The sequence below is a fragment of the Gordonia sp. OPL2 genome, assembly GCF_003797825.1.
GTDB lineage: Bacteria > Actinomycetota > Actinomycetes > Mycobacteriales > Mycobacteriaceae > Gordonia.
In genome coordinates this window covers 385,804-399,863 of the sequence record NZ_RKME01000001.1, presented here as the reverse complement: position 1 = coordinate 399,863, position 14,060 = coordinate 385,804, and the positions used below count along the sequence as shown (strand labels likewise).

The 14,060-nt window shown below is 67.8% G+C and carries 15 protein-coding genes; 5 read left to right on the top strand and 10 right to left on the bottom strand.

Features of this window, described 5'->3' with window-relative positions:
* The first annotated feature begins 6 nt into the window (after positions 1-6).
* The 3 genes from EEB19_RS01720 to EEB19_RS01710 are packed head-to-tail and all read left to right on the top strand — an operon-like array spanning position 7 to position 3,069.
* On the top strand, positions 7-1,044 hold the full coding sequence (locus EEB19_RS01720; protein ID WP_187582540.1) for an LLM class F420-dependent oxidoreductase: 1,038 nt from the start codon (positions 7-9) through the stop codon (positions 1,042-1,044).
* A gap of 41 nt (positions 1,045-1,085) precedes the next feature.
* Positions 1,086-1,952, top strand: a complete 867-nt coding sequence (locus EEB19_RS01715; protein WP_262365396.1) for a DUF1295 domain-containing protein — start codon at positions 1,086-1,088, stop codon at positions 1,950-1,952.
* Complete coding sequence (locus tag EEB19_RS01710; RefSeq protein WP_187582536.1) at positions 1,945-3,069, top strand: FAD-dependent oxidoreductase; 1,125 nt, start codon at positions 1,945-1,947, stop codon at positions 3,067-3,069. Before EEB19_RS01715 ends, EEB19_RS01710 begins: the two co-directional genes overlap by 8 nt.
* Before the next feature lie 17 nt (positions 3,070-3,086).
* Here EEB19_RS01710 and EEB19_RS01705 read toward each other — a convergent pair whose 3' ends face one another.
* Positions 3,087-4,820: an FAD-dependent oxidoreductase gene (locus EEB19_RS01705; protein ID WP_187582534.1), complete on the bottom strand. Its 1,734-nt coding sequence runs from the start codon at positions 4,818-4,820 to the stop codon at positions 3,087-3,089.
* A gap of 126 nt (positions 4,821-4,946) precedes the next feature.
* Here EEB19_RS01705 and EEB19_RS01700 point away from each other — a divergent pair, with 126 nt between their 5' ends.
* Positions 4,947-5,798 (top strand): glycoside hydrolase family 16 protein, encoded by an 852-nt coding sequence (locus EEB19_RS01700; RefSeq protein ID WP_187582532.1) that lies wholly within the window; start codon positions 4,947-4,949, stop codon positions 5,796-5,798.
* Here EEB19_RS01700 and EEB19_RS01695 read toward each other — a convergent pair.
* From EEB19_RS01695 to EEB19_RS01665, 7 genes are all read right to left on the bottom strand, one after another.
* The gene (locus tag EEB19_RS01695) at positions 5,786-6,496 is read right to left on the bottom strand and encodes a VOC family protein (protein ID WP_187582531.1); all 711 of its coding nucleotides are present in this window, start codon (positions 6,494-6,496) and stop codon (positions 5,786-5,788) included. The genes EEB19_RS01700 and EEB19_RS01695 overlap by 13 nt on opposite strands.
* Positions 6,466-6,900: a hypothetical protein gene (locus tag EEB19_RS26810; RefSeq protein WP_262365365.1), complete on the bottom strand. Its 435-nt coding sequence runs from the start codon at positions 6,898-6,900 to the stop codon at positions 6,466-6,468. Before EEB19_RS26810 ends, EEB19_RS01695 begins: the two co-directional genes overlap by 31 nt.
* A gap of 37 nt (positions 6,901-6,937) precedes the next feature.
* Entirely contained in the window at positions 6,938-7,900 is a 963-nt protein-coding gene (locus EEB19_RS01685; protein ID WP_187582529.1) for an oxygenase MpaB family protein, read from the bottom strand.
* Between the two features lie 127 nt (positions 7,901-8,027).
* On the bottom strand, positions 8,028-8,249 hold the full coding sequence (locus EEB19_RS01680) for a DUF3263 domain-containing protein (protein WP_187582527.1): 222 nt from the start codon (positions 8,247-8,249) through the stop codon (positions 8,028-8,030).
* 238 nt (positions 8,250-8,487) lie between these two features.
* Positions 8,488-9,330: an adenylate/guanylate cyclase domain-containing protein gene (locus EEB19_RS01675; protein WP_187582525.1), complete on the bottom strand. Its 843-nt coding sequence runs from the start codon at positions 9,328-9,330 to the stop codon at positions 8,488-8,490.
* A 40-nt stretch (positions 9,331-9,370) separates the two neighbouring features.
* Positions 9,371-10,510, bottom strand: coding sequence for a DUF475 domain-containing protein (locus tag EEB19_RS01670; protein WP_187582523.1), 1,140 nt, complete (start codon positions 10,508-10,510; stop codon positions 9,371-9,373).
* Entirely contained in the window at positions 10,507-10,788 is a 282-nt protein-coding gene (locus EEB19_RS01665) for a hypothetical protein (protein WP_187582521.1), read from the bottom strand. Before EEB19_RS01665 ends, EEB19_RS01670 begins: the two co-directional genes overlap by 4 nt.
* 242 nt (positions 10,789-11,030) lie before the next feature.
* Here EEB19_RS01665 and EEB19_RS01660 point away from each other — a divergent pair, with 242 nt between their 5' ends.
* Positions 11,031-11,375 carry an RNA polymerase-binding protein RbpA gene (locus EEB19_RS01660; protein ID WP_187582519.1) on the top strand — a complete coding sequence of 115 codons (345 nt, stop codon included), beginning with the start codon at positions 11,031-11,033 and terminating at the stop codon, positions 11,373-11,375.
* Between the two features lie 153 nt (positions 11,376-11,528).
* On the opposite strand, the gene EEB19_RS01655 is transcribed toward EEB19_RS01660, so the two are convergent.
* Entirely contained in the window at positions 11,529-12,293 is a 765-nt protein-coding gene (locus EEB19_RS01655) for a polyprenol monophosphomannose synthase (RefSeq protein WP_262365395.1), read from the bottom strand.
* Between the two features lie 58 nt (positions 12,294-12,351).
* On the bottom strand, positions 12,352-14,055 hold the full coding sequence (lnt, locus tag EEB19_RS01650; protein WP_187582515.1) for an apolipoprotein N-acyltransferase: 1,704 nt from the start codon (positions 14,053-14,055) through the stop codon (positions 12,352-12,354).
* Positions 14,056-14,060: the final 5 nt, after the last annotated feature.

Here is a 14,060-nt window from a genome sequence, read left to right as displayed (position 1 = left end):
AGACACATGAAACTCGGTCTACAACTGGGGTATTGGGGTGCGGCACCGTCGCCGCACCACGCCGAACTCGTCACGGCCGCGGAGGCCGCCGGATTCGACAGCGTCTTCACGGCCGAGGCCTGGGGTTCGGATGCCTACACCCCATTGGCCTGGTGGGGCTCGTCGACCGACCGGCTGCGGCTCGGGACGTCGGTGCTGCAGTTGTCGGCGCGGACGCCGACGGCATGCGCGATGGCGGCACTGACCCTCGACCACCTCTCCGGTGGCCGCCACATCGTCGGGCTCGGTGTGTCGGGGCCGCAGGTCGTCGAGGGCTGGTATGGACAACCGTTCGCCAAACCCCTCGCCCGCACCCGCGAGTACATCGACATCATGCGACAGGTCTGGGCCCGCGAGGCGCCGGTGACCAGCGAGGGACCGCACTATCAGCTGCCGCTGTCCGGTGAAGGTGCGACAGGTCTCGGCAAACCGCTCAAACCGATCACCCATCCACTGCGCGCCGACATCCCGGTGATGCTCGGGGCCGAGGGTCCCAAGAACATCGCGCTCGCCGCCGAGATCGCCGACGGCTGGCTGCCGTTGTTCTACACCCCGCGACTGGCCGACACCTACAACGAATGGCTGGACGAGGGATTCCGGCGACCGGGCGCGCGCCGGACCCGCGAGGACTTCGAGATCTGTGCCACCGCGCAGATCGTCATCACCGATGATCGTGCCGCGACCTTCGAGGCGATCAAACCGTTCCTGGCGCTCTACATGGGAGGCATGGGCAGCGAGGACACCAATTTTCATGCCGAGGTGTATCGGCGTATGGGCTACGCCGAGGTGGTCGACGAGGTCACCGCGCTGTTCCGCAGCGACCGCAAGGAGGAGGCGGCACGGATCATCCCGGACGAGGTCGTCGAGGACTCTGCGATCGTCGGCACCATCGATCACGTCCGCACACAGGTCACCCGGTGGGAGGACGCCGGGGTGAGCATGATGCTCGTCTCGCCCGGCAGTGTGGCCGAGGTCGAACAGCTCGCGACCCTGATCGACCGGTGACCGCCGACGACACCGCGGTTCACGGATCGGCCGCTGCGGGACTGATCCGGGTCGCCGCCGCCTATGTGGTGGCGTTGATCGTCGCCGCGATCTGGCTCATCTGGGGACCGACGACGAGCGCCCTGTGGCTCGACACGCTCATCGCGGACGTTCTCGCAACGCTGGTCGTCTTCGCGTTCAGCCGCCGCTTTCGCAACTCCAGTTTCTACGACGCGTACTGGAGTGTCATCCCCCCGCTGATGCTGATCTATTGGTGGTGGCAGGGCGATTTCGGCATCGGTGACGTGCGGTGCTGGTTGGTCGCCGTCGTCGTCGGGGTGTGGGCGATCCGTCTGACGTGGAACTGGGCATCGACCTTTCCCGGTCTGCACCACGAGGATTGGCGCTACGGCATGATCCGGTCGGATGCCGGTCGCTGGGAGTGGCCGGCCGATCTGTTCGCCATCCACCTCATCCCGACGTTGCAGGTGTTCCTGGCGATGCTGCCCGTCTACGTGACGGTGACCCGCCCGGCGGACGGACCGATCTGGCTGGCGGCGGTCGCGTTCGTCGTCGGTGTCGGCGCGATCGGGCTGGAGACGGTCGCCGACGCCCAGTTGCGCGAGTTCTCCCGGACGCGGCGCCCCGGAGAGGCGATGGACCGCGGACTCTGGGCGTGGTCCCGGCACCCCAACTACTTCGGCGAGTGGATGTTCTGGGTTGCACTCGCCCTGTTCGGCATCGCCACCTCACCGGGCGACGCCTGGTGGCTCGTCGCGGGTGCGATCGTCATGCTGGCCATGTTCGAGGGCGCCAGCATCCCGATGATGGAACGACGCAGTCTGGCCCGGCGACCGGAGTATCAGCGGGTCATCGACCGCATCCCACGGTTCCTGCCTCGGCCCCCGCGGATCGGTGCCCATGACTGAGAGACGTCGACGCGTCGTCGTGGCCGGACTCGGTGACACCGGCGTACTGACCGCGATCCACCTGGCGCGCCATCACGACGTCGTCGGCGTGTCGGTGAAACCCGGCCTCGTCAGCGGCCAGGAGGTCGGCACCCGGATGGCGCGGCCCGACGCGTGGCGGCGTGATTACTGGATTCCGTTCGATCGGTTTCGCGGACTCGACCGTGTCCGGATCGTCCAGGGACGACTCAGTGGCCTGGACCCGACGTCGAGAAAGGTGACCGTGCGATGCGCCGACGACTCGGTCGTGGCGGAGGACTACGACTCCCTCGTCATCTCCACCGGTGTCCGCAACGGCTTCTGGCGGCGGCCGGACCTGCAGTCGGCGAGCGAGGTCGACACAGGGCTGCGCGCCGTTCACGACCGCCTCGCGGGTTCGGCCTCGGTCGCGGTGATCGGCGGCGGCGCTGCCGCGATCAGCAGCGCCGCCAATATCGCAGCGGTGTGGCCGCGCAAGCGTGTCGACCTGTACTTCCCGGGCGATCGTGCACTCCCCGCGCACCATCCGCGCGTGTGGGAACATGTGCGCGGCCGCCTCGACGAGGCGGGTGTCGGGATACACCCGGGCCACCGCGCAGTTCTGCCTGCCTCGGTCGATCGCATCACGGCGGATCCCGTCGAGTGGACCACCGGGCAGGCGCCGGCGGACGCCGAGGCCGTCGTGTGGGCGGTCGGCATGGTCACCCCCAACACCGACTGGCTGCCCGACGAGATGCTCGATGACCACGGATTCGTCCGGGTGACAGACGATCTCCGTGTCGTCGGCGATGAAGAGACCTTTGCCGAGATCTTTGCCGTCGGCGATGTCGCGGCCACCGATCCCCTCCGCAACTCGGCCCGGAACCGGGCCGACCGTCTGGTGGCCCACAACGTGGCCGCATCGCTACGCGGAGAACGACTCCGGGCGTACCGGGCGCGCCACCGTCGATGGGGTTCGGTGCTCGGGGTCCAGGACGACGGACTGGAGGTCTTCGCCCCCAACGGCCGCCCGTTCCGCTTTCCCGCGTGGTCGATCGATTCGGTTCTGCAGCCATGGATCGTCCGCCGTGGCATCTACCACGGGATCCGTAGACGGTGAGCTGACGTCCTGATCGGTCAGGAGGCGATCTCGTTGCGGCGCAACAACTCCAGCCAGGCATGCACGAGCGGCACCACACTGGCTCCCTCACCGCTCGCCGCAGCCACCCGCTTCATCGACCCGGACCGGATGTCGCCCGCGGCGAACAAACCCGGTTCGCTGGTGGCGAGGTTCGCCGGGGGGACGTCCCCGGTCCAGCGCTCCCGCGGGACGTCGCGACCGGTGAGGAGAAAGCCGTTCGGATCGCGTTCGACGCCGTCGGGCAGCCACTCGCAGTGTGGGGATGCACCCAGCAACAGGAACAGCCCTCCGGCCGGTCGTCGGTCCTCGCTGCCGGAGTTGCGGTCGCGCAGCGTGATCCATTCCAGACGTCCCGTCCCGCCGCCGTCGATCACCTCGCACGAGCCGCACACCGAGATACGTGGGTTGAACGCGATCTCGCCGATCAGATACTGCGACATGGTCGCCGTCAGGTCGGGTCTGCGGACGACGATCGTCACCGACCGTGCGTATCTGGCCAGATGGATCGCCGCCTGCCCGGCGGAGTTCCCACCACCCACGACGAAGACGTCCTGTCCCTCCATCTCGCGTGCCGCGCTCATCGCGGCGCCGTAGTGGACGCCGAGCCCGACGAGACCTTCGAGCGGGGCCACGCCCAGTCGCCGGTACGCCACGCCGGTGCTGATGAGGACCGACCGTGCACACACGTCTCCGCCCTCGGTCACCAGACGATACGGCGCCGCGGGGTCGTCGGTGCGGACACTGTCGACGGCCCAGCCGGTGAAGAACCGGGCGCCGAATCGCAACGCCTGGGTCCGGGCCCGCTGCGCGAGGCGCATCCCCGAGATACCGCGCGGGAACCCGAGGTAGTTGCGGATCATCGAACTCGTGCCGGCCTGCCCGCCGGTGGCCTCCTTCTCGATGACCACCGTGCTGAGCCCTTCCGATGCCGCGTAGACCGCCGCTGCCAGTCCGGCCGGACCGGCACCGATCACCGCGAGATCGACGACCGTGTCGACCTCGACGTCGGACGGGCGACCGTAGATCATCACCGCGACGTCGCGGACCGTGGTGGGCGCGATGACCTCGGTGCCCGGTCCCCGCAGGGAGTGCACGAGCGGGTGCGGCGCCGGATCCGGCCGGGCGGACTCGTCGTCGGCGTACAGGAACTGCGCCGCCTGGACCCCCTCCGGACTCTCCGGTGGATAGGTGCGGTACGGCATCCCCATGCGCTCCAGGAAATCCCGGATCTGCATGGTCAGCGGTGTCAGAGCGGGCGCGATGATGCGCAGCACCTCGACCTCGGGCACGGCGACCGTCGCGCCCCAGTCCGACAGCAGTTCGGTGATCGCGTAGTGGAACTCCTCGTCGCGGGGACCGCGCGGGATGAGGAGGAAGGTGTCGAACTTCCCCTTCTGGAGGGCCGGGCGCAGCGTCTCGCTGTGCACGAGAAAATTGCTCCAGTGGATGCCGACGACACGTCGCGCGGTCGGCACGATGCTGCGGAATGCCGACAGCGCCTCGAGCAGATTCATGTCCGGTAGTTCGGACTCGGTCACGATCAGCGCCACCGGCACACTGTCGGAGCGCAGGCGGCTGAGGAGGGTGATGGCCTCGATCGCCGAACCCGCGCAGGTGATCGTGTAGTCGCGGGCATAGCGCTCGAACTCGGCCATCAGGATGTCGGCACTGGTCGCCGACACGACGACGACAGCCGGCCGGACGCCGCTCTCAGCGGAGGGTGTGGTCATCTGCCCAGTCTTCCATTTGATCTCGCCCAGGTCTCTGCTTGGCGACGACACCGCCGTTTTGCCGCATTCGCCGGGATGGGTGGGAAACGCTGAGGCCGTTCGGAGTATCGAGAGGAGAGTTGATCAATGACGAGACAACCGACCCCGACAGCGCGTTCGCGCGCCCTCTGGCGCAATGACACCGTGGGGCGCAGATATCTTGTGGCACTACCTTTCTTCCTGGCGGTGACCCTGTGCGCGACACTGCTCGTCGGGCCCCGATCGTCGGCGGCGACGCTGATCTGGTCCGACGAGTTCACCGGATCGAACGGGACCGCACCGTCGTCGCGCTGGTGGAATCACGAGACCGGCGGAGGTGGTTGGGGCAACAACGAATGGCAGGTCTACACCAATACGCGGTCGAATTCGTATCTGGACGGCAACGGGCGGCTCGCCATCGCGGCCCGCTACAACGGCACCGAGATCACCTCGGCCCGGATGAACACGTACGGGAAGTTCTCGCTCACCTACGGCACCGTGTCGGCACGGATCAAACTGCCCCGCGGGCAGGGACTACTCCCCGCATTCTGGCTGATGGGCACCGACATCTATTCGGCCGGCTGGCCGCGCAGCGGCGAGATCGACGTGATCGAGACCCCGTCCATCACGACCAACTTCACCAATCACCTGCACGGGTCGACGACGTCGGGTGGTCATTGGCAGCGCGGTAACAGTGGTGCGATCGCCGATCTGTCCACCGACTATCACGTCTACTCGGTCACCAAGTCGCAGAACCAGATCAGCATCTCGATCGACGGACGGACGGTGGGGAGTTATCGAGCGTCCCAGCTGTCGTCGGGCCAGCAGTGGGTGTTCAACAAACCCACCTACGTGCTCTTCTCGCTCGCCGTCGGCGGGAATTGGCCGGGTGCACCGGATCTCACGACACCCAATCCGTCCTACATGCTGATCGACTGGATCCGGGCCTACTCGCTCTGATCGTCGGACGCGCCGTCTGGAAGTGGACCGATCACCACGGTGCGGGTGGCGAGAGCGGGGTCGCGGACGGTGAACAGCCGGGTTCCCGGCTTCTTTCCGATCCGCACCTCGCTCGTCGTCACTCCCCCACCGGCCAGTCTCCGGTGGGTGGCGTCGACGTCTGCCGACCTCCACGCGACACCCCACAGCGTGCAGGCGCGGCTCTCGTCCGACTCGGTGCCGGCCACCACCTCGACCACGAGATCGTCTGCGCGGAAGAACATCTGGTGAACACCGTCCCCGATGGTCCGGTCGAGGCGGAAGTCGAGATCCAGTGTGGCGCCGAACAGTGCGGCGGCGTGGTCGCGCGACGGTGCGGTGAACACCAGATGATCGATCGCGATGATGTCGCGGCGATCGAGCGGGAGTGCTCCGACGTCGGGGGTCACCGTGACCGGTTCCTGCGGGGACAGGTCACGTCGGCCGAGGAGGCGTGTCGCCGCGTCCGGGTCGTCGGTGCCGAAATGGACGAGCGCCGGTCCCGAGGTGGGATCGTGGCGACGCACCGAACCGTTGCTCACCGTCGGCTCTCCGGTCGGGGTGTCCAGCAGTGCGGCATAAGCGATCGTCGTGGCCGCCGCGTCGGGAGCAGCGAGGTCGATCACCGCCCCGCTCAGCGACAGTCGGCTCACCGCTGCGGCCTGCTCGTGATGTGCCACGACCCGCACACGCAGCGATAGCAGCGCAGTTCCGCACGAACTCCCCTCTCCCGGCGGATCCGCACGATCCCGTCGCGGGCGAGGTTCTCGGCCCGGAAGGCATGCTTCTCCGGGGTGGGGCACCCTTGGTCGGCTCGCGGTGACCGCGGACGCCGCGGAGGTCGCCTGTCCGGCGTCGCGGCGGTCCGTTCCTCGATCGCGCGGTAGAATGTCTCGAGATCGTCGTCGGACAGCTGCGATGCCGGGGCGCCGCGTCTCGGCGGAACGGGTGGCGTGACGCCGGTGACCGCCGAACGGAGTGAGCCGACGTCGCGGACGGGCCGGCGACGGGTCTGATCGTCGGCTGCGGTACGCGCCTCGATGTCCCGATAGAACGCCTCGAGGTCGTCGTCGGAGAACGGCACGCACCCAGTCTAGGTCGCCCGCAGCGGTCGAGCCGATCTAGTGCGGTCCGGACACGTGATAGGCCGCACCCGCGCCCTCACGCTTCTTCATCGCCTGGATCGCGGCGTGGTGCCGGCGGGCGTGGTACGCCAACGGAAAGTACGTGAGTCGTTCCGGCAGCACGCGATACGTCACCCGGATCACCGAGTGGATCCGCTCGAGCTCGCGTTGCTCGGCGTTGCTCCACGACAGTCCGAGGATCTCGCGGATGCGTGGTTCCATCACACCGACCGTGGTCAGGTAGTTGAGTTTCTGCACGGGTACCGATGCCGCGCGGGCCACCGCATTCGCCGCGCGACGGAGGGCAGGCGGTACCGATCCGTCGAGCCGCGGTGCGCTCTGCATCTGATCGACGAGGGTCAGGGCGACCGGGTGGGCGATCAGGGTGTTCTCGACCATGTCGTCGTAGTAGGGGCCGAACTCCTCGATCGTCTCCGGGTATCCCTTCATCGGGACCTGGACGATCTTGGCGATGCGCCGGTTGTCGCGGAACACCTCCGCACGCTCTGCCGGGGTGAACTCCCGTCCGAGGATCAGTGGTGCCGCACTGCACGATGTCGGGAACGCGGTGGCGATGACCCATTGGTAGGCCTCGGGATTCAGTGCACTGATGTGGCGGCCGTCGGCGTTGCGCATCTGCAGCGGCTGATGCATGCGACGCAGGCGTTTGCCCTCCTCGATCGCCTCGGTCCCGCCGTACACCCAGCGAAGCACCGAGTCGATCGAGCGGACCGCCCGGCCCAGTGGATCGGTCTGGAACACCGAGTACTTCCCCACGATGTCGCCGATCACCGGATGCATCACCTGCATGACGAACGCCGCCCCGTTCACCGGGAGGAAGGTGTAGCGGCCCGTCAACTCGGCCGTCAGTGAATCCGGTGGGATGAGTTCGATCTCGTCGTCGCCGTGGGAGAGCACCGCCTCGTCGGGCAGTACGGGTGACGGCTGTGTGACGGTCATGGCTGGACCTCCGCGGGTCTCGACTACGGGTCATTTCTGATAACTGATGTAGTCAGATTAACCGTGCGGTTCGCCACAGTCGAGCGTTTCGGGAGAAATGCCTGGTGAGGCCCGTGTGGGCGTCTGGTCAGCGGGCCATCCACAGACGACGGCGGATGACACCGCGCATGCGACGCAGTTCGGTGGATGTCAACGAGGTCGGCGGCTCCTGCTGGACGATCTGATCGATCTGCCGGAAGAAGTCGCGGTCGTTGAGACCGAACTGTTCGGTGATGGCGCGCGACGAACCGCCGCCGAAGGGATACCAGTTCTTCTCGAAATCCAGCATCTGCTGTTGTTTGTTGTCCACTGCCACCACGTCCTGGAACTCGACCCTGACTCTCGCGCCGTCCCCGTCCCGGCGCAGTCCGTTGTACACCGATCGGGCGAGGAGTGGGCCGGTTCACACTCACCGGCCGCGATCAGTGTCATCGGGCGAGGACAACGGGATGTGACAGCCGGGCAAACCGCCCACGACCTGCTGTCGACGAGTCCCGACGCTCGACCACGACTCCAGGTGTGGGCGCCGCGGACGCCGCCGCCGACGCTCACTCGTCGTAGCGCGGTACGACCGCGAACACCTCCAGATCGCGTGGCACGCCCTTCGCCTTGAATCGTCGGCGACGCCGGTGATATCGATCGGTGTCGGCCGAGTCCATCGTCGCGGCGCTGACGAGCAGTTCTCCCGGTCCCGCGGCCTGCGAGACCCGGGCCGCGATGTTCACGTCCACGCCCAGGAAATCGTCGCCGACCGCCCGTGGCGTACCGGTGTGCAGGCCCGCGCGAAGTTGCGGCCGGTAGCCGTCGAAGGTGAGTGCGCTGACCGCGCAGATCGCCTCGTAGCCGGCCTCGATCGCCTCGGTGCCGTCGAGGAACACAGCCATCGTGCCGTCGCCCAGCTGTTTGACGATGCTCCCGCCGCGAGCGGTGACCACCGATTCGGTGACCCGGTTGACCTCGGCGAGCAGGCGCAGCACCTGATCATCGCCGGCGCCGAGAGCCCAGGTGGAGAAGCCCACCAGGTCGGTGAACAGGATCGTCGCAGGCACCGGGGTTCGGTCCCGCCCGAGCCGGCGCGAGACCAGCGCCTGCCACACCTGCACGGCGCCCAGGCCGAGTTCGCGCAGCACACTCGGCTGGTCCGGGCGGGCGTCGCTGATCAGCCGGGCGACCCGATCCGAGGTCCGCGGACCAGTGGCCGCCGGTGTGCCACCGGGAATCAGGCTGCGCGCCGCGCGGGCCGCCTTGACCGCGCCGGCGCTCGCGTCGGAGCGAGCGAGGGCATCTGCTGCCCGGCGACCCGGTCGCGCGTCACGCGAATCCCTGCGCGAGACGCTGCCGGAATCCCCCCGTGAGTCCTCGGGCGGTGCCTCGTCATCGGTGCCGGTCACGGTCGCAAGTCTAACGGTCTGAATCGCCGCGACGACCCGCTCACCGGGAGGCGGTGAGCGTGTCCGGTGCCTGCTCCGCGCGGCGATCGCGGCGGTTGGCCCGCACGCTGCTCGCGAGGGAGGCGCCGATGAAGGCGACGCCGACCAGGCCGGTCACCACCTCGTTGATGTGGAAGTGCACGCTCAGCAACAGGATCACGGCGAGCGCACCGATGGCCCAGTGGGCGCCGTGCTCGAGATAGCGGTACTGGCCGAGGGTGCCCTGCCGGACGAGGTAGATGGTGATGGACCGCACGAACATCGCGCCGATGAAGCCAAGGCCGAGGGCGATGATGATCGGGTCGGGGGTGATCGCGAACGCGCCGATGACACCGTCGAACGAGAACGATGCGTCGAGGACCTCGAGGTAGAGGAACATGAAGAATCCCGCTTTGCCGACGGCCACCGTCGCCGACGTGGGTCCGGTGTTGCCGCCGGTCCGGTCCGATTCGGTCGGCACGTCGTCGTCGATGCCCGGATGTTCGCTCTGGAACAGCGAACTCAGCCCGTCGACGAGAATGTAGGTGATCATGCCGAGCAGTCCGGCGATCAGGACCGTGGATCGCGTGTCGTCGGGAGTCAGGTACTCGGCGACCACCACCAGCAGGATTGCTGCGAGGACGACGGAGAGCTGATCGAGCCGGCCGAGACGCCCGAGTGGGCGCTCGATCCAGGACAGCCACGTCAGATCGCGATTGGCCAGCACGAAATTGAGGAACAGCAGCAGCAGGAACATGCCACCGAACGCCGCTATCTGGGGGTGGGCGTCGGTCAGGATGGTCTCGTAGCTCGGACTGCCGTCCGGAAAGTATGCGGCGTCGCCCGCCGGCGGGTTCATCGCGAGCCGGAATGCCTCGACGGGAGCGAGTCCCCCGGTGATCCACACGATGGCGAGAGGGAACACCAACCGCATGCCGAACACGGCGATGAGAACTCCGACGGTGAGGAACATCCGCTGCCAGAACAGACTCATCCGCTCGAGCACGGTCGCGTTGATGACGGCGTTGTCGAACGAGAGGGAGACCTCGAGCACGCCGAGGATCGCGCACAGCGCCAGACCGGTCCATCCCTGATAGAGGAACGCGACGACCAGCGCCGCGACGGTCACCAGGGCCGACAGACCGAAGATGCGGACGATCATCGGAGTCGCTCGGCTTCCCGGGCGAGGTTCAGGAGGTCGTCGCCCAGCGAGTGCAGCGTGTCGGTGTCAGCGCGTTCGGAGACCGCGGTGAGGAGATCCTCCGCGGCGCACCGCAACGCGAACATGCGGTCGCCGAAGGCGTCGGCCTCCGCGGATGTCAGGATCACGGCATCGGCGGGAATAGAAGTGCCCTGGGTGAGCGCTCTCTGTTCGTAGGCACGTTGGCGGCAGGACTGTTTGCAGTACTTGCGTCGACGTCCGAGTTCGGAATCGGTCATGCTGCGACCACACCACGCGCAGGAATACGGGCGTCGGCGGGGGTCGTCCACGGCTATGACCGTACCGGTCGGTGGCGCCGGACGCGCCACGTGGCGTGCTCGTCGCATCCTGCGGAGCGCGTAGAATGAATATGTTCAGCGTCACGAGCGGGGGCATCATCACGCTCCCCTGTCCTGACGTACGACGAGATGGGCCCGCTCGCGGCACCAGGGCCCGACGAAATGTTGAGAGGAATTGACCCATGGCAGATCGAGTACTTCGGGGTAGCCGCCTCGGTGCGGTGAGCTACGAGACCGATCGCGATCACGACCTCGCACCACGACGTATCGTCCAGTACCGCACCGACAACGGTGAGATCTTCGACGTGCCGTTCGCCGACGACGCAGAGGTCCCGTCGAAGTGGCCGTGCAAGAACGGCATGGAGGGCACCATCCTCGAGGGCGCCGAGCCCGAGGAGAAGAAGACCAAGCCACCGCGCACCCACTGGGACATGCTGCTCGAACGTCGCTCCGAGGACGAACTGGAAGTGCTGCTCAACGAGCGTCTCGAACTGCTCAAGCAGCGTCGTAAGGGCGTCACGAACTGATCGACCCCCGTCGATCGTGGCGCGATCGACGCAGGATCCTCGAAGGCCGGGTGAGAGAACTCACCCGGCCTTCGACGTCTTTCGGTGCTGCCACGGGTGGCGTGGTCTCTGTCGGTGTCCGTGGCGGTTTCGGTTGCGCTGTCGGTGTCGCTGTCAGGACCGGGTGCCGCGAAGCCGTTCGAGGCGGCTCGCCGCTCCCCACCGGGCCACCATCAGGAACGCCTCGGTCATCACGCCGCCACTCATCTTCGACTCACCGATCTCACGCTCGGTGAACGTGATCGGCACCTCTCGGACGTCGAATCCGGCCCGGACCGCTCGCCAGGCGAGATCGATCTGGAAGCAGTATCCGGCGGACTCGACGGAATCGAGTTCGATCTTCTCGAGTACCTGTCGCCGGTAGGCGCGAAAACCCGCGGTGATGTCATGGATACGCGCACCGAGTGCCAGTCGCGCGTAAGTGTTGGCGCCGCGGGAGAGGAACTCCCGGCGCTTCGGCCAGTTGATGAGCTCGCCACCGCGCACATAGCGCGATCCGATGGCCAGGTCGGCGCCGGCGTTGATCGCCTCGAGCAGCCGGTGCAGTTGTTCGGGCGCGTGCGACCCGTCGGCATCCATCTCGATGATCACCGAGTACTCGCGCTGCAGCCCCCAGTCGAAGCCGGCGAGGTAGGCCTTCCCCAGGCCGTCCTTCTCGGTGCGATGCAGCACGTGGATGCGGCGCGGGCCGTCCTGCGCCGCGATCCGGTCCGCCTCGTCCCCGGTGCCGTCCGGACTCGAGTCGTCGACGACCAGGACGTGGATGCCGGACAGCGCCGCATGCAGCCGGGTGATGATCGCCGGCAGGTTCTCCCGCTCGTTGAAGGTCGGGATCACGACGAGCGCGCGTTCACCCCGCACCCCGACGACGGAGTGCAGGTCGTCGGCGGGTTGTTCGCCTGCCGGCTGTCCCGGGTGCTGTTGCCCCGACGTCGGACTACCCAATGCCACCGAGCTCCTTTGTCTGGTCGTCGGGCCCCCCGGGGTCCCTCGTCGCCACCTGGCCATCGGATCGGATGGGCTGGGCCAGGTGCGCGGATGTGTGGTCCGCAACGTGTCCACGCGGGCTGCGTGGTCTGAATGAGAACCTAGTATGCCGTCGCAACGCGTACAAAAAACCTGCGGCCGCGATCACCATCGCGACGACCTCCGGCCAGCTGCCCAACCGGGTCGCGAGCGTGCGCTCGGTGTGCAGCGGCAACCTGCTGGTGAGCACATCCGGGGTGAAGATGGCGCTCTGCGACACGATCATCCCGTCCGGGTCGATGATCGCGCTGACTCCGCTGGTCGCGGCGACCACCACGGACCGCCCGTGCTCGACGGCCCGGACCTGGGACATGGCCAGTTGCTGATAGGTCATCTCGGTCCGGCCGAAGGTGGCGTTGTTGGTCGGGACGTAGAGCATCTGTGCGCCGTCGTCGACGGCCTTGCGGGCGGAGCGATCGAACGCGACCTCCCAGCAGGTCGACACGCCGACGCGTACCGTCCCCGAGCGCCCGGGCACCGACAGCGCCGACGAGCCCGATCCGGGACGGAAGTCGCCGGCCATGTCCGCGTACGAGGAGAACAGTCGGAAGAAGCCCCGCCACGGGAGGTATTCGCCGAAGGGTTGGACGATGTGCTTGTCGTAGCGCCCGACAGGGCCGCGCTCCTGATCCCACACCAGCACGGTGTTCGTCGGTCGGCCATCGGGATTCATCACCAGTGTGCCGACGAGGATGGGGGCACCGACCGAGACCGAGGCCGCCGTGATCTCCTCGGCCGCGTCCGGATTGGTCAACGGCGAGATGTCCGACGCATTCTCCGGCCAGGCCACGACATCGGGTTGCTCGGCGGCGCCGCTGCGCACCGCGGCGGCAAGCTCCTCGGTCTCGCGGACATGGTTGTCGAGGACGGCACGTCGCTGGGCATTGAAGTCGAGGCCCAGACGGGGCACGTTGCCCTGGACCGCGGCGACCCGCGCCGACGACCCGCCGACATTGCGATCGACACTGGCGGGAGTGAGCGTGATGGCCGCGATCGGGCCCAGAAGCGCGAGCAGCACGGCGAGGGCGGCCCCGCGGACCATCCGACGCCCGTGGTGCTCGCCGTCGCGGACCGCGCGGACGACGATCTGGCACAACCAGGCGATGGATGCCCCGAGCAGCGCGACCGCCGCCGACAGCCCGGGCGCACCCAGGGCCGACGCGAGCGGTAGAAGGGGTCCGTCAACCTGACTGAAAGCGGCTCTGCCCCAGGGGAACCCACCGAACGGGAAGGCCGACCGCAAACCCTCGACGAGCACCCACGACAGGGTGAACCACAGCGGCGGGGCCGGCAGGCGCATCGTCACCGTGGCGATCACCCCGAACAACGCCAGGAACACCGCGAGCACCGCGGCCAACGCGAGCCACGGCAGTGGGCCCACGTACACGCCGATCCAGGGCAGCAGCGGGACGAAGAAGGCCAGTCCGAACACGAATCCTGTCCAGGCGCCGGTCCGGGCACGGGGTGCGCCCACGCTCATCACGGCGGCCAGCATGCCCAGGCTCACCACGGCCAGGAACCACAGGTTGCGCGGCGGGAACGCCGCCCACATGGCGACGCCGGCACCTGCCGCGCCTGCGGTGCGGATCAGCCAGTCGAGCCGACCCCGCGACATCCGTG